The 17,338-nt window shown below is 71.1% G+C and carries 14 protein-coding genes; 8 read left to right on the top strand and 6 right to left on the bottom strand.

The features are described 5' to 3' along the window. The first annotated feature begins 95 nt into the window (after positions 1-95). The gene (locus ACMTAK_RS48745) at positions 96-1,268 is read left to right on the top strand and encodes a sialidase family protein (protein ID WP_413812141.1); all 1,173 of its coding nucleotides are present in this window, start codon (positions 96-98) and stop codon (positions 1,266-1,268) included. A gap of 59 nt (positions 1,269-1,327) precedes the next feature. Here ACMTAK_RS48745 and ACMTAK_RS48750 read toward each other — a convergent pair whose 3' ends face one another. Next, positions 1,328-1,945, bottom strand: coding sequence for a TetR/AcrR family transcriptional regulator (locus ACMTAK_RS48750; protein ID WP_413812142.1), 618 nt, complete (start codon positions 1,943-1,945; stop codon positions 1,328-1,330). Positions 1,946-2,024: 79 nt separating this feature from the next. Between ACMTAK_RS48750 and ACMTAK_RS48755 the strand changes: the two genes are divergently transcribed. Both ACMTAK_RS48755 and ACMTAK_RS48760 read left to right on the top strand, forming a co-directional pair. Beyond that, a complete protein-coding gene (locus ACMTAK_RS48755; RefSeq protein WP_413812143.1) occupies positions 2,025-3,575 on the top strand; it encodes a nitrilase-related carbon-nitrogen hydrolase in 1,551 nt (516 codons plus the stop codon). 321 nt (positions 3,576-3,896) lie between these two features. Then, on the top strand, positions 3,897-5,915 hold the full coding sequence (locus tag ACMTAK_RS48760) for a spermine/spermidine synthase domain-containing protein (RefSeq protein ID WP_413812144.1): 2,019 nt from the start codon (positions 3,897-3,899) through the stop codon (positions 5,913-5,915). 94 nt (positions 5,916-6,009) lie between these two features. On the opposite strand, the gene ACMTAK_RS48765 is transcribed toward ACMTAK_RS48760, so the two are convergent. Continuing rightward, positions 6,010-7,080, bottom strand: a complete 1,071-nt coding sequence (locus ACMTAK_RS48765; protein WP_413812145.1) for a hypothetical protein — start codon at positions 7,078-7,080, stop codon at positions 6,010-6,012. A gap of 261 nt (positions 7,081-7,341) precedes the next feature. After that, the gene (locus tag ACMTAK_RS48770; protein WP_413812146.1) at positions 7,342-8,319 is read right to left on the bottom strand and encodes a D-2-hydroxyacid dehydrogenase family protein; all 978 of its coding nucleotides are present in this window, start codon (positions 8,317-8,319) and stop codon (positions 7,342-7,344) included. A 306-nt stretch (positions 8,320-8,625) separates the two neighbouring features. On the opposite strand from ACMTAK_RS48770, the gene ACMTAK_RS48775 reads away from it, so the two are divergent. After that, positions 8,626-9,399 (top strand): prephenate dehydrogenase, encoded by a 774-nt coding sequence (locus ACMTAK_RS48775; protein ID WP_413812147.1) that lies wholly within the window; start codon positions 8,626-8,628, stop codon positions 9,397-9,399. A gap of 9 nt (positions 9,400-9,408) precedes the next feature. Here the strand turns inward: ACMTAK_RS48775 and ACMTAK_RS48780 are convergent, their stop codons facing one another. Further along, positions 9,409-10,101 carry a response regulator gene (locus ACMTAK_RS48780; protein WP_413812148.1) on the bottom strand — a complete coding sequence of 231 codons (693 nt, stop codon included), beginning with the start codon at positions 10,099-10,101 and terminating at the stop codon, positions 9,409-9,411. Beyond that, complete coding sequence (locus ACMTAK_RS48785; protein ID WP_413812149.1) at positions 10,098-11,783, bottom strand: sensor histidine kinase; 1,686 nt, start codon at positions 11,781-11,783, stop codon at positions 10,098-10,100. The genes ACMTAK_RS48780 and ACMTAK_RS48785 overlap by 4 nt, the downstream gene beginning before the upstream one ends. A gap of 240 nt (positions 11,784-12,023) precedes the next feature. On the opposite strand from ACMTAK_RS48785, the gene ACMTAK_RS48790 reads away from it, so the two are divergent. The 4 genes from ACMTAK_RS48790 to ACMTAK_RS48805 all read left to right on the top strand — a co-directional run bounded on the left by ACMTAK_RS48790 (position 12,024) and on the right by ACMTAK_RS48805 (position 15,921). Next, the gene (locus tag ACMTAK_RS48790; RefSeq protein WP_044580123.1) at positions 12,024-12,836 is read left to right on the top strand and encodes an ABC transporter ATP-binding protein; all 813 of its coding nucleotides are present in this window, start codon (positions 12,024-12,026) and stop codon (positions 12,834-12,836) included. Beyond that, complete coding sequence (locus ACMTAK_RS48795; RefSeq protein WP_086881822.1) at positions 12,829-13,704, top strand: ABC transporter permease; 876 nt, start codon at positions 12,829-12,831, stop codon at positions 13,702-13,704. Before ACMTAK_RS48790 ends, ACMTAK_RS48795 begins: the two co-directional genes overlap by 8 nt. A 136-nt stretch (positions 13,705-13,840) precedes the next feature. Then, on the top strand, positions 13,841-14,872 hold the full coding sequence (locus tag ACMTAK_RS48800) for an ABC transporter substrate-binding protein (protein WP_413812150.1): 1,032 nt from the start codon (positions 13,841-13,843) through the stop codon (positions 14,870-14,872). 503 nt (positions 14,873-15,375) lie between these two features. Next, positions 15,376-15,921 (top strand): calcium-binding protein, encoded by a 546-nt coding sequence (locus ACMTAK_RS48805; RefSeq protein ID WP_413812151.1) that lies wholly within the window; start codon positions 15,376-15,378, stop codon positions 15,919-15,921. A gap of 50 nt (positions 15,922-15,971) precedes the next feature. Here ACMTAK_RS48805 and ACMTAK_RS48810 read toward each other — a convergent pair whose 3' ends face one another. Continuing rightward, positions 15,972-17,174, bottom strand: coding sequence for an IS110 family RNA-guided transposase (locus tag ACMTAK_RS48810; RefSeq protein ID WP_413807255.1), 1,203 nt, complete (start codon positions 17,172-17,174; stop codon positions 15,972-15,974). Between the last annotated feature and the right edge of the window lie 164 nt (positions 17,175-17,338).

The following is a 17,338-nucleotide window of genomic DNA, read 5'->3' on the forward strand; positions in this document are numbered from 1 at the left end:
CAAGGGATTTACAACGTTGGAAATTCTCTCTAGCGTTGCGCCACGCAGGGCCCGGGCCCCTCTCCCCCTTCACCACTCCTCCCGAGGGAGCGTGCATGACCACGCCGTACCGAAGACACCTCCTGCCCACCCTGCTGACCCTCCTGGCCGTCCTGGGCTCGCTCCTGACCGTCCAGGCACCCCCGGCCGCGGCCGCCTCCGGGACCCTGCTGCGCGACGGCACCGGCCTCTACCCCCGCGCCCTGCGCCTCCAGCACAACGGCGCCGCCAACGGCCGCGTCCTCGCTTCGGTGGTCACCTTCCGCGGCTCGGACGGGCTCGGTGCCATCTACGAGAGCACCGACGACGGCGCCACCTTCCGGCAGGTGGGCGAGGTGGCCGACCCCGAGGCGTCCGGTGGACAGGGCGAATGCTGCGCCACCCTGTACGAACTGCCGCGGGCCGTCGGCGCCATGCCCGCGGGGACCCTGCTGTGGGCGGCCTCCATCGGCCAGGACGAGCCGGATCGCCGGATGGCCATCCGGGTCTTCCGCAGCAACGACCAGGGCCGCACCTGGTCCTATCTGTCCACCGTGGCCACCGCCCCGAACACCAAGGGACTGTGGGAGCCGGAGTTCTCCATCGACTCCGGCGGACGGCTGGTGGCCCACTACTCGGACGAGACCGATCCCGCGCACAGCCAGAAGCTGGTCGCCGCCCGAAGCGCCAACGGGATCACCTGGACGGGCCACCACGCCACCGTGGCCAGCAACCTCGCCTCCGACCGGCCCGGAATGCCCATCGTGCGCAAACTGCCCGACGGCCAGTACTTCATGGCGTACGAGATCTGCGCCGCCCAGGGGCAGTACTCATGCGTGGTCCACTACCGGACCTCGTGGAACGGCTGGGACTGGGGCGACCCCGCTCACCTCGGCTACCGTCCCGAGACCGCCGACGGGAAGTACTTCACCCACACGCCGAATCTCGCCTGGGCCCCTGAGCCGGGAAATCCCCGGGGCAAGCTGTTCCTCGTCGGCCAGGTCCTGAACAACGCCGACGGCACCACCGCCACCGGCAGCGGTGCCACCGTCTGGACCAACAGCAATGGCGGCACCGGAGCCTGGCGTTCGATCCCGGCGCCGGTGCGGGTGGATTCCCAGGTGGTCGACTGGTGCCCCAACTACAGCTCGGCGCTGCTGCCCTCGGCGGACGGCAGCCGAGTGCTGGAGATCGCCACGGACTACGTGGGCACCGTGTGCAAGCCGTTCTACGCCACCGGGGGGAGCTGACCCGGCGGAACGCCCGCTGAGCGGTGCGGTGAACAGCGCGGCGCTCAGCGGCGCGGTGTTCACCGGGCCGCGGATCCCCCGTCCGGCCGTTCGGGGCCGGCGCCCAGCATGGTGCGTACGACCGTCTCCACCAGGGCGTCGGCCTCGGCACGCGTCGGTGTGCCGAGCCGTTCGTCCAGCAGCAGTGTGCTCAGCCCGTGGGCGAGGGCCCAGATCCCGATCCGCAGCGGCTCGCGCCGTTCCGGTTCCGCGACGGCCGCGATGCGCTCCGCCACGATGGCGATCGCGGCGTCGGAGGCGGCGATGGTGTCGGGGTGGCTGCTGCACGCCTGCCCGAACATCAGGCGGTACACCCCGGGGTGGTCCAGCGCGTAGTCGACCGCCGCGCACGCCATGGCGATGACCTCGGCGCCGGGCTCCTCCCCGGGGGCGACCGCGGCGAGGCGTTCGCCCAGCTCCGTGAAGCCCCGGGTGGCGAGGGCGGCGAGCAGCGCCTCCTTGTCGCGGTAGTGGCGGTAGGGGGCGTTCGGGGAGACCCCGGCGTGCCGGGCGACCGCCCGCAGCGACAGCTCGCCCGGGCCCTCGCTGTTGAGGAGCGCCAGAGCGGAGTCCAGCAGGGCCGCTCGCAGATCCCCGTGGTGGTATCCCGAGCCAGTGGATGTTGACAGTGTCCACACCTCCATCCTTCAATGTGGACATCGTACACATCGATGCGGGCCGGTCCGTGGGGACGCGGCCCGCGCACAGGAGTGCCCGATGACCGAACGACTCGCCCCGCCCGCCCAACGCCCCTGGCTGTGCCTGTGGGGCGGCGCCGCGGCGTCCTTGCTGTCCGTCGGCGGCCGGTTCGACGTGCCCCTGGCCGCATGGGTGGCGCCGCTGTTACTCCTCCGCTTCCTGCGCCACACCCGCCCGCTCGTGGCCCTGCCCGCGGTGTTCGCCGTCACGGTGGCGTCGGCCGCGGTGTGGATGGCCGAACTCGCCGTACCCATCACCTGGCTCACCTTGCTGGGCGATGTGGCCTTCGGAGTGGCCTACGGTCTGCCGTATGTGGCCGACCGGCTGCTCGGCCCGCGCGCCGGCACCCTCGGCCGGGTGCTGCTGTTCCCCGCAGCCGCCATGTCCGTGGAATTCCTCCTCGGCACGTACGGCCCGTTCGGCACCGCGTACGGCATGCGGGCCGCGTCCCAGCACGCGAGCACCGCGCTGCTGCAGATCACCGCGCTGACCGGGCCGTACGTCATCGCCTTCGTCATCGGCGCGGGAGCGACGATCGGCAATCTGGTCTGGGAGCGCGGGCCGCACCGGCCCGCGCCGCGCTGGGCCGCCGTCTACGCCACGGCCGTCGCGCTGATCGTCGTCGGTGGACAGCTCCGCACGATGTCCACGGACACGGGCGGCGACACCGTCAAAGTGGCCGGCGTCAATCCGAGCCACGCGGCCATCGACGCCGAGACGGCGGTGCACGGCGCCTCCCGGCTCGCCGTCACCGACCCGCGCCGCGTCGACCGGGCCGATGTGCGCCGGGCCATGCGACCGCTCCTGAACGACCTCTTCCGCCAGACCGCCCGGGCGGCTGCGGCCGGAGCGCGGATCGTCGTCTGGTCGGAGAACGCCGCGCGGGTGGCCGACGAGGACCACCGCGCGTATCTGCGGCAGGCATCGGCGACAGCGGACGCGCACAACGTCTATCTCCTGGTGGCCGACCTGACCTATCTGCCGGACGCGCCCCACGGCAGGGACGAGACCCATCTCTTCGGCCCCGACGGCAGGAAGCTGTGGGACTACCAGAAGGCCCGGCCCATCCCCGGGCTCGAGATCTACACACCCGGCGACGGCCACGTGCCCGTCGTCGACACCCCGTACGGCCGGCTGGCGAACGTCATCTGCTACGACGCCGACTTCCCGGCGGGCAATCACATCGACGCCGACATCGTCTTCGTCCCCGGCGGCGACTGGCCCGAGATGGGGCGCACCCACACCGCCATGGCCGGGCTGCGCGCGATCGAGAACGGCTACGCGCTGGTCCGGCAGGACTTCAACGGCCAGTCCAGCGCCTACGACGCCACCGGACGGCTGCTGTCCACGCAGGACACCACGGCCGACGCGGGCGTCTGGTACGCCGACATTCCCATCCACGGCTCGCGCACCCCGTACTCCCGCACGGGCGACATCGTCTCCTGGGCGGTGCTCGCCGGCACCGTGGCCGCGGCGGTGGTCCTCGCCGGGCGCGTACGTCGCCACCCCGCTCCGCCATCCGGGTCAGCCTCCTCCGCGCGGGCGTCCGCCGTTGGCCCGGGCAGGTGACGGACACCGGCCGGGCCATGACCCGAACGCCGTACGGCGGTGGCCGGGGGAGCGGACCCGGGACACCTGCCGCGACGTGACCACCCCACCCCGTACGGCCGTCGCACCGCACCCCAAGCCACGCCGCTGACCTGCGCCGACGGTCGCGGCAATGGCGGGGTCGCGGGGCAACGCACGGACGGAAGGCGGGCGTCCGGAGCCACCTTCCGAGGCGCCGGACGCCCGCCATCCGGCCGACGGCACGGGCCGGGTGGGTGCTCGACCTGCCCCGCCCCGGATGACAGCGTGGCCGACATGGAGCACAGCCCAGGACCGCAAAACGTGCGCGCGAGGCTGCTGCTGGCCAGCGCCACCATGCTCTTCGTCGAGCTGGCGCTGATCCGGTGGACCGGCGCCAATATCGTCCATCTGAGCTATTTCTCGAACTTCATCCTCTTGGGCTCGTTCCTCGGGATCGGCCTGGGATTCCTGCTGCCCGCCGACCGTGGGCAGTGGCTGACCCGCTGGGCGCCCGTCCCGCTCGCCGTTCTCGTCGTCCTGGTGCGCGAGTTCCCCGTGCAGGTGCGGCAGACCAGCGGCGAGGTCATCTACTTCACCGCCGTGAAGACGACCGGTCTGCCCCAGTGGGTGACCCTGCCGGTGCTCTTCGGGCTCACCGCGCTGATCATGATGGCCATCGGGAAGATGACGGCCGATCAGTTCCGTCGGCTGCCGTCGCTCGAGGCGTACCGCTTCGACCTGCTGGGCTCGCTCACCGGCTCGGTGTCCTTCGCGCTGCTGTCCTGGCTGCGCGCACCATCGGTGGTGTGGGGAGTGATCGCCGCGGCGGCGCTGCTGACCCTCGGCGGCCTCCGCAACACCATCAGATATTCGGTGCCGCTCGCGCTGATGGTGGCCATCCTGGCGCTGGAGACGGCGGCCAGCGGCATCTCCTGGTCCCCGTACTACAAGATCGAGGTCACCAGGCCGACCTCCGGCAGCCGGGACTACAAGATCTCCGCCAATGGCGTACCGCACCAGTCCATCGCCCCGCTGAAGGTGCTCGGACGCCCCGACTCCCCGTACGAGCAGCCCTACCGCGAGACCCCGCGCAACTCCCACCGCCGGGTGCTCGTCATCGGGGCGGGCAACGGCAACGACGTGGCGATGGCGCTCGCCCACGGCGCCCAGCGGGTGGACGCGGTGGAGATCGACCCCCGACTGCAGGAGATCGGCGCGTCACTGCACCCGGCCCGGCCCTACGACAACCCCCGGGTGCACGTGCACATCAACGACGGCCGGGCCTTCCTGGAGCGCACCAAGACCCGCTACGACCTGGTCGTCCTCGCCCTGCCGGACTCCCTGACCCTGGTGTCGGGCGCGAGCAACCTGCGCCTGGAGAGCTATCTGTTCACCCGGCAGGCGTTCGAGGCGGCACACCGCCACCTCGCCCCCGGCGGTGCGTTCGCCATGTACAACTACTACCGGCAGAACTGGCTCATCGACCGGTTCGGCTCCTCGCTCACCTCCGTCTTCGGGCACGCTCCCTGCATCACCCACTACGGAGGCAAGAAGGCGGCCATCCTGGTGGCCGGTGTCACCTCCGGCGACCAGTCCTGCACCGCCTCCGCGTGGCGCCCCTCCGGCCCGGTGCCCCCGGCCGCCGGTGACGACCACCCCTTCCCGTATCTGCTGCACCGCACCATCCCCACCCTCTACATCGGGGTCCTGGGCGCGATCCTGCTGGTGACGCTGGTGTCGGTACGGCTGACCGGGGTCCGGCTGAGGCGCACCGCCCGCTACGTGGACATGTTCCTGCTCGGCGCGGCGTTCATGCTGCTGGAGACCAAGAACGTGATCGGGTTCGCCCTCTACTTCGGCACCACCTGGCTGGTCAACGCGATGGTCTTCGCGGGGGTGCTGCTCGCGGTGCTGTGCGCGGTGGAGGTCCGGCGCAGGCTGCGCCGGGTCAATCAGCTGGTGCTGCGACTGATGCTGTTCGCCAGCCTCGCCGTCGCCTGGCTGGTCCCGTCCGATGTGGTGCTGGGGCTGCCCTTCGCCCCCCGGCTGGCCGCCGCGATCGCGCTGGCCTTCGCCCCCATCTTCTGCGCCAACCTCATCTTCTCCGACCGGCTGGCGGCGGCCGCCGACCCCACGTCGGCGTTCGGCGCCAACCTGCTGGGCTCCCTGTTCGGCGGTACCCTCGAGTATCTGGCCCTGCTCACGGGCTATCAGGCGCTGCTGCTGGTGGTGGCGTTGCTGTACGCGGGTGCCTGTGTGGCCATGCGCTTCACCCGCCGTGGCCCCGGTGACGTCGCCACCCAGGAACCCCTCACCGTGCAGACGGCGCCACGCCCCTGAGCGCCCCTTTCCCAGCCGCCCCCGGCCGCCTTCCGGCCGGGGGCGGCCGCGTGCGTGACGCGGGCCGCCGGATTCCTGGCGCGGGCCACCGCGGTCACTCGAACATGACGTAGTCCGGGCGTGGCCGCAGGGCCAGCACCTCCTCCGGGGTCATCAGCCGACTCCCCTCGGTGTCCTCCTCGTAGAAGAGCTTGAAGCCGGTGCGCACGCCCTCGGGCTGATTCCTGACCAGCTGCCGCCAGGTGTCCCGCTTCATCCCCGGCGAACCTATGCCGTCCGCGCTCTTGATGAACACCACCCCGGGCTGTGGGCGCAAGCCGGACTGGTCGCTGACGACGGACACGGCCACCTGGTGGAAGACGAGCGGCTTCTGCGGCAGATCGTGTTCGTCGACGAGCCCGGACAGATAGCGGGCCACATCGGTGAGCTCCTTGCCGCTGGTGTGGCCGTAGGTGTCTCCCGGCACCTCACCCGGACCCATCTCCCACTCGGGGTCCAGGGCTATGCCGACATCGGGGTGTACCAGCCATTCGCGCAGCGCCTTGACCTCGCCGAGGACCGAGGCCCGGCCCGGCTGGATGTTCAGCAGCAGCAGGGCGCGGTGGCGCTTGGCCGCGTCGTGGAAGCGGCGGATCGTGTCGGAGGAGGTGCGTGAGCGGTAGGTGCCGTCGGGGCCCGCGGTGCTGTTGGCGACGGTCGCGAGGAGTTCGAGCACCGGCTGTGGTTCACGGTCCGCGGCGTAGGCACGGGCGGTCTTCTCGATCTGTCGCACCCGGTCGTCGAGGTCCCCGACGCCGAGCCGGCCGAGCGCGGCGGCCCCGGGCAGCCCGCAGTAGCCCACCAGCCGGTAGCGGGACAGCTCCCGGCCGCCCCGCGGCAGCTCGGGCCGCGGTTTCGGAGTGGGGGAGGGAGAGGGCTTGGACGGCGTGGCGGACGGGGAGCGCCGCGCCTTCGTGGACCCCTGCGGGTCCGCTCCGGAGGTGGAGCCGGCCGACTCCTCGCCGCAGCCGGCGAGCAGGCCGAGCCCGGCCGCCGCGGCCACCGAGAGCATGCCGCGCCGGCTCGGTGGCGGGGACCCCGACCCGCCGCCGTCGCCGTGCCGTAGGGCGTCCTGCCCGGCCGATGCCCCGTCGGCCGTCGGCTTTCCGGATGTGCTGTGAGCCACGTTCCCTCCGTCCGCGGTGCCGGGCCGATGGACCGGGCACCGGTCTGTTGTGCGGGCCGATGGGTTGTCCGTGCCAGGCAGCCTGTCCGGTATGACGAAGGCGAAACGGAATAGTGTCCACCGGGCGGAGGGCATGCGTCGCTTTCAGGCCGGGCAGGCGCACAGTGGCTGGGTACGGGACGTTCGTACAAGGTCGGCGAGGTCGCCGACCGGCTCCAACACGTTCTGGAATACGTCCCCTTGGCGCTCCTCGGGGTCGAGTCAGCCGACTGGTCCGGGCGGGCTCAGACGGCGGATCGGCGCGCCCTGAAGGTAGGCGCTGATGTCCTCCACCACATCGCCGTAGAACCGCTCGTAGTTGCCCCGGGTGACATAGCCGAGATGCGGGGTGGCCAGCAGATTGGGCAGCGTACGGAACGGATCGCCCGGCGGCAGCGGCTCCCGCTCGAACACATCGACGCCCGCGCCCGCGATCCAGCCGTCCCGCAGCGCCTGCGCGAGCGCGGTCTGGTCCACGATGGCGGCGCGGGAGGTGTTCACCAGGAGTGCCGTGGGACGCATCCGCCTCAGCTCCGGCGCGCCCAGCAGCCCCCGGGTGCGGTCGCTGAGCACCAGATGCACCGAGACGATGTCGCTGGTCTCCAGCAGCTCCTCCTTCGAGTCCGCCGCCCGGACCTCCTCCGCCTCCGCGCGCCCGGCCGTCAGGTTCTCGCTCCAGGCCGCCACCTCCATGCCGAAGGCCCGGCCGACCCGCGCCACCTGGGCGCCGATCCTGCCGAGCCCCAGCAGCCCCAGACGGCGGCCGTACAGCTCGGTGCCGACGGTGCTCTGCCACGGTCCGCCGTCCCGCAGCGCCGTGCTCTCCGGCACCAGATGGCGGGCGAGCCCCAGGATCAGCGCCCAGGTGAGCTCAGCGGGCGGTTGCGAGCCGCTGCCCGTGCCGCACACGGTGACGCCATGGCGGGCGGCGGCCTCCAGGTCCACCGACGCATTGCGCATTCCGGTGGTGACCAGCAGCTTCAGCCGTGGCAGCCGGGGAAACAGCGACGCGGGGAAGGGCGTGCGCTCCCGCATGATGACCACGATCTCGCAGTCCCCGATCGCCTCGGCGACCGCGTCCTCACCGGCGATGTGCTCATGGATTGGCACCACGTCCACCGCGTCCAGCACCCCCGACCAGTCGGCCGCCGACAGCGCCACGTCCTGATAGTCGTCGAGCACGGCGCAGCGCAACTTCATGGGACTACCTCGACTACCTCGGTTTCCTCGGACAGGTACGGTGTTTCTACCACCCATGTGATGGCACCCCGGAAACGGGGGCCTGACACGTCGTCACCGCGTTTGCGGCGCCACCCTTCCGGATGACATCGGACGCACGGGCGCGGTGCCACAGACGTGTTTTTTCACCGAAAGTTGGCCTCTCATGGGGTGCTGAGACATGTGTGGTTGTTTTGCGTAGTGGCACACAGGGCACCGCACACCACTGACAGCAGGCATAATCGCTGCTGCGATGGGCGCAGACGCCCAGAAAGGGGACGAAGTGAAGTGAACGCGTTGAGCGCGGACAGCAGTGTCGGTTCGACCATCGAGGTCTTGGAGGCCGAACTCCCTCAGCTGCAGAAGCAACAGGAGGCACTCAAGGGTGATTTGGAGGCCGTCACCAAGCGGCTGGAGGCGGTCAGCACCGCCCTGAGCAGTCTTCAGTCCCTCTCCACCTCCGCGGTGCCCGAGCAGGGCGGCAACGGAGCCCCGGTGGCGGAGCCCGTGGCCCAGCCGGCCGCGGAACCGGCCACCGAGGCCACGGCCGAGGCCGCCGCGCCGGAGTCCGCCGAGGACACGGCCACCACCGGCCGTACCTCCGCCGCCACCCGCAAGGCGGCCATCGGCCGTCAGCGCAGTGGCGGCAAGGCGGGCAAGGCCCCGGCCACCGGACGGGGCACCAAGGCGGCGGCCAAGAAGACCGCCGCCAAGAAGACCGCCGCGAAGGCCGCGGCGAAGGCTCCCAAGTCCGCCAAGGCCACGGTGAAGGCCACCAAGGCCACGGCCAAGAGCACCAAGGCCGCGGAGAAGCCGGCGGAGAAGGCCACCAAGGAGACGGCCACCACCTCCGAGCGCTCCACCGGGCTCGCCGACAGCGTGCTGACCGCGCTGCGCAAGGCCGGCCGCCCCATGCGGGCCTCCGAGGTCAACGAGGCCCTGGGCCGTGAGGAGTCCCGCACCAATGTGAACTCGGTGCGCAACACCCTCGAGCGGCTGCGCTCCTCGGACCGGGCCCAGCGCTCCGGCCGTGGCCTGTACGAGGCCACGGCCACCAGCTGAGGGGTGCCGTCAGTTCACCGCCACCCATGTGTAGCGGTGTTCGGGACGGCCGGTGTCCCCGTACTTGAGCGTGAGGCTGATACGGCCCGCATGCTCGAGGTACTTCAGATAGCGCTGGGCCGTGGAGCGGCTGATGCCGGTGCGCTCCGCCACTTCATGGGCGGAGAGCGGGTGGTCGGCCTGGTCCAGGACCCGGCGTATGAGGTCGACGGTGGGCGCGGAGTGGCCCTTGGGGAGGGCGGGACCGGAGGTGTCGGCGGCCGCGAAGGCGCCGAAGATCCGGTCCACCCTCTCCTGACCGGTCTCGCCGCGCCCGCCGACGCCCTCGAGGGTGCGGCGCAGTCCCGCGTAGCCGTCCAGCTTGGCCCGCAGCCCGGCGAAGCTGAACGGCTTGACCAGGTACTGGAGTGCGCCATGGCGCATGGCGGCCCGCACGGTGGCCACATCACACGCCGCCGTCACCATGATGACGTCGGCGTGGTGGCCGAGCTGGCGCATCCGGCGCACCAGGGTCAGCCCGGTCTCGTCCGGCAGGTAGTGGTCGAGCAGGACGAGGTCGACCGGGGTGCGTTCGAGGGTCGCGAGGGCCTGGGCGGCGGTATGGGCGCGGGCGGTGACCCGGTAGCCGGGCACCTGGGCCACATACGCAGCGTTGATCTCGGCGACGTGGAAGTCGTCGTCCACGACAAGAACGTCGATCATCGTGACTCTCCTGCTGCGGTGAACTCATGAGTGGGTGTGTCGTCCCCGGTGAGGGCCTCGGGCAGGACGACGGTGAACACCGCCCCGCCACCCGCCCGGGCGGTGACCCGGGCCATTCCTCCGTATCGCTCGGCCAGCCGCCGTACCAGGGCCAGCCCGATGCCCCGGCCGCGCGGCGACACCGCGGCGGACCCGTCGTGGGCTTCGGGGCCGTCCGGGGAGCCGGGAGGGGCGGGCCGCTTGGTGGACCAGCCCTCGGTGAAGATTTGTTCGCGCATCCCGGGTGGCACCCCCGGACCGGTGTCGCTCACCCGCAGCACGGCGGTGGTGCCCTCGGCCCTGAGCTCGACCTCGATCAGCGGAGTGGGCGAGCGGTGTGCGGCCACCGCGTCCAGCGCGTTGTCGATGAGGTTGCCGAGCACGGTCGCCAGATCGCGCGGATCGACCACCCGCCCCGGCAGCAGCGTCGCGGGGGAGATGCGCAGGGCGACCCCGCGCTCGGCCACGATGGCCGACTTGCCGACCAGCAGCGCCGACAGCATCGGATCGTGCACCCGTTCGGAGATCTGCTCGGCCGAGGCGCGCCGGGCGTTGGTCAGCTCGGCCACGAACTGCGCCGCCCGCTCGTGCAGTCCGAGCTCCAGCAGCCCCAGCAGGGTGTGCAGTCGGTTGGCGTGTTCGTGGTCCTGGGCGCGCAGCGCGTCCAGCAGCCCGCGCGTGCTGTCCAGCTCGCGGCCCAGCAACTCCAGCTCGGTGCGGTCCCGCAGTGTCGCCACCGCCCCGCCGTCCTTGGTCGGCATGCGATTGGCCACCAGCACCCGGCCGCCGCTGACGGTCAGCAGATCCGCCCCGTCCACCCGCCCCGCCAGCACATCGGTGGTACGGCCCGGGGGCAGTGACTCCTCCAGGGTGCGGCCGGTGGCGTCCGGGTGGATCCCCAGCAGCCGTCCGGCCTCGTCGTTGACCAGGCGGATCCGGCCCTGCCGGTCGAAGGCCACCACCCCTTCGCGGATGCCGTGCAGCATCGCCTCCCGCTCGTCGAGCAGCGCCGAGATGTCGGCGAACGCCACACCGTGGGTACGGCGGCGCAGTTGGCGCGAGACGGCGATCGCCGCGAGGACACCCACCGCGAGCGCCGCTCCCGCGTACAGCAGCAGCCGGGGCACCGCCGCCAGCAGCTGGTCGCGCACGCTGCCGTAGCCGATGCCCACCGACACCGCCCCGATGATCCGGCCGTCCTCGGCCCGCAGCGGCACCTTGGCGCGGGCCGAGCGGCCGAGCGTCCCCACGTCGATCTGGAGGACCTCCCGGCCGGAGAGGGCCTCGCGCGGATCGGTGGAGACGTGTTCGCCGATCCGGGCGGTGGTGGTGTGCGACCAGCGCACCCCCCGGGAGTCCATCACCACGATGTACAGCGCCCCGGTGGACCGGCGGATCCGCTCCGCCGCCCGCTGCACCGGACCCGACGGGGTGGGCTTGGTGGCGGCGAGGTCGCGGGCGATGTCCGGATCGGCCGCGGTGGTCTGGGCGATGGCGAGCGCCTGGTGCATCGCCTGGTTGTCGATCTCGGAGCTGAGCGGGGCCAGGAAGAGCGCGGTCGCCAGCACCATCACCCCGGCGGTGATGGACAGCTGCGCGGCGAGCACCTGACCGGAGACACGCCGGGGCCATCGGATACGCATGATGGGCCCCCTGTCTCCCGTCTCGAGGTCCCGTGTGGTCCCGTACGCGAGCGGTAGTACTTCGTCCGTTTATGGTGCTGTGAAGGCACCGTAAAGGCGCCCGGGGCGTATGCCCAGTCTCCGTAGCGTTTTCGTTGCGCGGGCGCGAGCAAAACGAGCAGAACGCGGTTTGTGAGCGCAAGGGCGCGTTGTGCTCACAAGACTGCCGCTGTGGCGCGGGTCACTCCTACCCTCCCGGCCATGAGCAGCCACACCAGCCCCGCCATCGAGCTGCGGGGAACGAGCAAGGCGTTCCGGACACCGTCCGGGGCCCTCCACACCGCGGTGAGGGATCTGGACCTGACCGTCGGGCACGGTGAGTTCGTCGCCGTCGTCGGACCCACCGGCTGCGGCAAGTCCACGACACTGACGCTGGTCAGCGGGTTGGAGGAGCCCACTGAGGGCGATGTGCTGGTGGCCGGTGAGCCGGTCCGTGGCATCGCCTCCAACGTGGGCTTCGTCTTCCAGCAGGACGCGGTTTTCCCCTGGCGCAGCGTGCTGTCGAATGTGATGGCCGGTCCGCGCTTCCGCGGTGTGCCCAAGGCGGAGGCGAAGGAGCGGGCCCGTGAGTGGCTGGCCCGGGTCGGCCTCTCCTCCTTCGAGGACCGCTATCCCCACCAGCTCTCGGGCGGCCAGCGCAAGCGCGTGGCGCTCGCGTCCACCTTCGTCAACGACCCCGAGATCCTGCTGATGGACGAGCCGTTCTCGGCGCTCGACGTACAGACCCGCGCGCTGATGTCGGACGAACTCCTGGAGCTGTGGGCGGGGACCGGCGCGTGCGTCGTCTTCGTCACCCACGACCTGGAGGAGTCCATCGCCTTGGCCGACAAGGTCGTGGTGATGACGGCCGGACCGGCCACCGTCAAGGAGGTCTTCGAGATCGACCTGCCCCGGCCCCGCAAGGTGGAGTCGGTGCGGCTGGAGCCGCGGTTCGTGGAGATCTACCGGGAGATCTGGTCCTCGCTCGGCGAAGAGGTCCGCATCACCCGCGAGAGGGGTGCCGTCGATGCCTGAGACCATCTCCGCCACGGCCGCCCCCGCCGTCGGCAAGACACCCGGTACCGAACGTTCCAGGGCCCGGGCGCGCGCCGCCCGCAACCGCGCCATCCTCGTCCAGTCCACCCGGGCCCTGGTGCTCCTCGGTGTCATCGGGCTGTGGGAATGGCTGGCCCGCGCCTCCGTCATCGACCCCTTCAACTTCTCGATGCCCTCGAAGATCTGGGAGCAGCTCAAGCAGTGGGCGCTGCACGGCACCGCGCAGGGCTCACTGTGGGAGCAGATCTGGTACACGCTCTACGAGGCGCTCCTGGGCTGGGGCATCGGCGTCGTGGCCGGTGTGGTCCTGGGGATCGCGTTCGGCCGGATCGCCTTCCTCGCCGATGTGCTCGGCCCGTACATCAAGGTGCTCAACGCGCTGCCGCGCATCGTCCTCGCGCCCATCTTCCTCATCTGGTTCGGCCTCGGTCCGGCCTCCAAGGTGGCCTCGGCCGTCGTCCTGGTCTTCTTCCCCGTCTTCTTCAACGCCTTCCAGGGCGCCCGGGAGGTCGACCGCAATCTGGTGGCCAACTCCCGGATCCTCGGCGCGAGCAACCGCCAGGTCACCCTCCAAGTGGTGATTCCCTCCGCAACCTCATGGATCTTCACCAGCCTCCATGTCAGCTTCGGCTTCGCCCTCATCGGCGCCATCGTCGGCGAGTACATCGGTGCCACCAAGGGGCTCGGCCTGCTGGTGTCCTCCTCGCAGGGCACCTTCAACGCCGCCGGTGTGTACGCCGCGATGGTGATCCTCGCCGTGGTGGCCCTGCTCGCCGAGGGGCTGCTGACCTTCCTGGAGAAGCGGCTCTTCCGCTGGAAGCCCGCCCAGCCCGGCGAGGACCGCTGAGCCCCGCCTCCCTCTTCCGGGGTCCCGCTTCAGCCTTCCGGGGTCCCGCCTTCAGCCCCGCCTCCCCCTTCCCGGCTCCCGCTTCAGCCCCGCCCTCCTTCTCCCCGCTCATCACCGCTCACAAGGACGTGACCTCATGCGCAGCAGTGCCAAGTTCTCCGCGGCCGCCGTCGCCGCGGCGCTCGCTCTCACCACCCTCACCGCCTGCGGCGGCGACTCCAGCGCCTCCGGCGGCGAGGACGGCAAGGTCAAGATCATGGTGGGTGGCCTGGACAAGGTCATCTACATGCCCGCGATGCTCACCCAGCGGCTCGGCTACTTCAAGGCGGAGGGCCTCAAGGTCCAGCTGCTCACCGAGCCCGCCGGGGTGCAGGCCACCACCTCGCTGGTCGCGGGCGATGTCCAGGGCGTCGTCGGCTTCTACGACCACACCCTCGATCTGCAGGTCAAGGGCAAGCAGGTGGAGTCCGTCGTCCAGCTCGCCCAGGCCCCCGGGGAGGTCGAGGTGGTCTCCAACAAGGCGGCGGGCGAGCTGAAGTCGCCCGAGGACTTCAAGGGCAAGAAGCTCGGTGTCACCGGGCTGGGCTCCTCCACGGACTTCCTGACCAAGTACCTCGCGGTCGACAGCGGAGTGAAGACCAGCGAGTTCACCCCGGTGGCGGTCGGCGCGGGGCAGACCTTCATCTCGGCCCTCAAGCAGGGTTCCATCCAGGGCGGTATGACCACCGATCCGACGGTCGCCCAGATCGTCGAGCAGAAGATCGGCAAGGTCCTGATCGACATGCGCACACCGGAGGGCTCCAAGCAGGCCCTCGGGGGCCTGTACCCCTCCTCCTCGCTGTACATGAACGCCGACTGGGTGAACGGCCACAAGGACACGGTCCAGAAGCTGGCCAACGCCTTCGTGAAGACCCTCAAGTGGATGTCCACCCACTCGGCCGAGGACATCGCCGCCAAGATGCCGAGCGACTACGCGCAGGGCGGCGCCAAGCTTTACGCGGAGGCCATCAAGAGCACCCTGCCGATGTTCACCAAGGACGGGGTGATGCCGGCGGACGGCCCGGCGACTGTCGAGCGCGTGCTCAAGGCGTTCAACCCCAATCTGAAGAACGCCACGGTGGATCTGAAGAAGACCTACACGACTGAGTTCGTCAAGAAGGCGGGCTAGGGGCCAGGGGTTTCCGGCGGATCGTGAGGCCTGCGGCGGGCTGCTCCCCTCCCCGCCCCTTCCCGATACTGAGGCTCCGCCCCAGACCCCGGGCCGGGGCTCCGCCCCAGACCCCGGGCCGGGGCTCCGCCCCAGACCCCGGGCCGGGGCTCCGCCCCAGACCCCGGGCCGGGGCTCCGCCCCAGACCCCGGGCCGGGGCTCCGCCCCAGACCCCGGGCCGGGGCTCCGCCCCAGACCCCGGGCCGGGGCTCCGCCCCTGGGCCCCGGGGTCCAGGGGGCGGAACCCTGCCACGCGGCGGAGCCGCATATCGATGCCGCGGGAAAGGGCGGGGTGGGGAAAGACCGCCGGAGACCCCGTAGGTCCCGGGGCCGGTTGCGCGGATTGACAGTGCCGTGCCCGTGGCGGGCGGATGTTTTCTCCCTGGTTCACGAAGACGCGCCGGGTGGCCGGGCGGAAGGCTGTGCGGCGTCACTCCGCATCCCTTCCGAGGAGGAACACCGCATGACCCGACACGGAAGCAGACGCGTCACCGCGCTGCTGGCCTGTACCGCGGCCCTCACCGGTGCCGCCCTCAGCACCGGCGGGGCCGCTCAGGCGGCGGCCCCGGCAAAGGTGTCGACGGCGACCACCTGCACCGACCCCAAGACCGGCGTCCCGCTCACCGCCACCATCGAGGGGGACAAGAACGCCAATGCCATCTGGGGCACACCGGGCAGCGTCGTCAACGCCTTCTCCGGGGACGACTGGGTCTTCTCCGACCTGATCAGCACCTCCGCCGTGGTCTGCCTCGGTGACGGCTCGGACAACTTCAACCCCAGCGACCCGACCAATGTGTCGGTGGGGACGTACTTCGGCGTGAGCGGCCAGAACGGCAACGACAACATCACGGGGGGCACCGGCAACGACTACCTCTTCGGCGACAGCCCCGACAACGCGTCCCACTCCGGCAACGACACCCTGATCGGCGGTCCCGGCTACGACGTGGCCAACGGCGGCCCGGGGATCGACCGGTGTGACGCCGAGGTCGAGATCAACTGCGAGCTCTGAGGACGGGCGGCCGCGGGGGCGGCCGCGGGGGGGTGCCTCTATGTCTTTCGTCAAGCGAGGCGGGGGGTTCTGGGTTCGTAGAAGGTGCCGTCGCGGAGCATGGCGAACAGCACGCTGATGCGGTGGCGGGCCAGGCGGAGGAGGGCTTGTGTGTGGGTCTTTCCTCGGGCCCGGCACCGGTCGTAGTAGGAACGGGAGGCGGGATCGTGCAGGGCGGCGAACGCGGACAGGAACATGGCCCGTTTGAGCTGTCGGTTGCCGCCTCTGGGCGCGTGTTCGCCGTGGATCGAGGTGCCCGACGACTTCGTTGTCGGGGCGAGGCCGGCGTAGGAGGCCAGGTGGGCGGCGGTGGGGAAGCTGGTGCCGTCGCCGACGGTGACCAGCAAGGTGGCGGCGGTCCTGACCGCGACCCCCGGCATCGAGGTCAGGACCTGGGAAAGAGGGTGCTCCTCCAGGAGGGCCGCAATCTGCGCTTCCAGAGCTTGCCGCTGTTCGTGAACGGCGGCGAGCGAGCGGGCCAGCGAGGGGATCACGACGTCGAGGGTGCCCGTGCCGGGGACGGTGACGGTCTGCTCGTCGAGTGCGTCGAAGACTTCGTCGATCAGGCGCTGGGCCATGCGTGGGGCCTTGGGCCGGATCACCTCGATCAGTCTGCGTCGACCGGCCTTTCGCAGGGCGGACGGGGATCCGTAGCGTTCCAGCAGCCAGGTCACAGCATGGTGGTCCAGGCGGGGTCCGAGGACGCGCTCCAGGCTGGGGTGGAACTGGGTGAGCAGGCCGCGTATCCGGTTGGAGGTGCGGGTGGCCTCGGCTGCCAGGTCCTGGTCGAAGCCGACCAGCACGGTCAGTTCGGCGGTGATCTCGTCGGTCACCTGAAGCGAGCGCAGGGTGTGCGGCATGGTGCGGGCTGCGTCCGCGATCACCGCGGCGTCCTTGGCGTCGGTCTTTGCCTCTCCCGGGTAGAGGTCGGCGATTCGCCGCATGGACAGGCCCGGCAGGTAGGCGACCTGGCAGCCGGTGTCCCGGGCGACCGTCAGGGGCAGGGCTCCGATCGAGGCGGGCTGGTCCACGATCACCAGCACGGTGCCGAACTTCGCGGCCAGCTTGTCGAAGACGGCCCGCAGCTTGGGCTCGCTGTTGGGCAGCTGCTTGTCGAAGACCTTCTTGCCGGCCGGGGTGAGGCCGTGCCCGTGGTGGGCGCTCTTGCCGACGTCCAGGCCGAGGAAGACGCCCACGTCGTCGATGTCGTCCAACCCATCCTCCCAAAGCGGGGTTCGTGCGGTGCTGGCCAGGGCTTCGGGGCCGTACGCGCGCATCCACGTTATGCAGACCTGCCGCCCGCAAGCGGCCTGGCGTTGCGCCAGGCCGGGCGGTAGTCGGACCTCTCATCAGCGTCTCCAACGGCACCCCTCGGGTC

This window comes from Streptomyces lacaronensis (assembly GCF_047337785.1).
In the GTDB taxonomy this organism is placed as follows: domain Bacteria; phylum Actinomycetota; class Actinomycetes; order Streptomycetales; family Streptomycetaceae; genus Streptomyces; species Streptomyces lycopersici.

Bases quoted from the DNA above. Each gene is read 5' to 3' on its own strand.
- ACMTAK_RS48790 (WP_044580123.1), top strand. From the start codon at position 12,024: ATGAGCAGCCACACCAGCCCCGCCATCGAGCTGCGGGGAACGAGCAAG.
- ACMTAK_RS48785 (WP_413812149.1), bottom strand. From the start codon at position 11,783: ATGCGTATCCGATGGCCCCGGCGTGTCTCCGGTCAGGTGCTCGCCGCG.
- ACMTAK_RS48780 (WP_413812148.1), bottom strand. From the start codon at position 10,101: ATGATCGACGTTCTTGTCGTGGACGACGACTTCCACGTCGCCGAGATC.
- ACMTAK_RS48795 (WP_086881822.1), top strand. From the start codon at position 12,829: ATGCCTGAGACCATCTCCGCCACGGCCGCCCCCGCCGTCGGCAAGACA.
- ACMTAK_RS48745 (WP_413812141.1), top strand. From the start codon at position 96: ATGACCACGCCGTACCGAAGACACCTCCTGCCCACCCTGCTGACCCTC.
- ACMTAK_RS48805 (WP_413812151.1), top strand. From the start codon at position 15,376: ATGACCCGACACGGAAGCAGACGCGTCACCGCGCTGCTGGCCTGTACC.
- ACMTAK_RS48755 (WP_413812143.1), top strand. From the start codon at position 2,025: ATGACCGAACGACTCGCCCCGCCCGCCCAACGCCCCTGGCTGTGCCTG.
- ACMTAK_RS48770 (WP_413812146.1), bottom strand. From the start codon at position 8,319: ATGAAGTTGCGCTGCGCCGTGCTCGACGACTATCAGGACGTGGCGCTG.
- ACMTAK_RS48800 (WP_413812150.1), top strand. From the start codon at position 13,841: ATGCGCAGCAGTGCCAAGTTCTCCGCGGCCGCCGTCGCCGCGGCGCTC.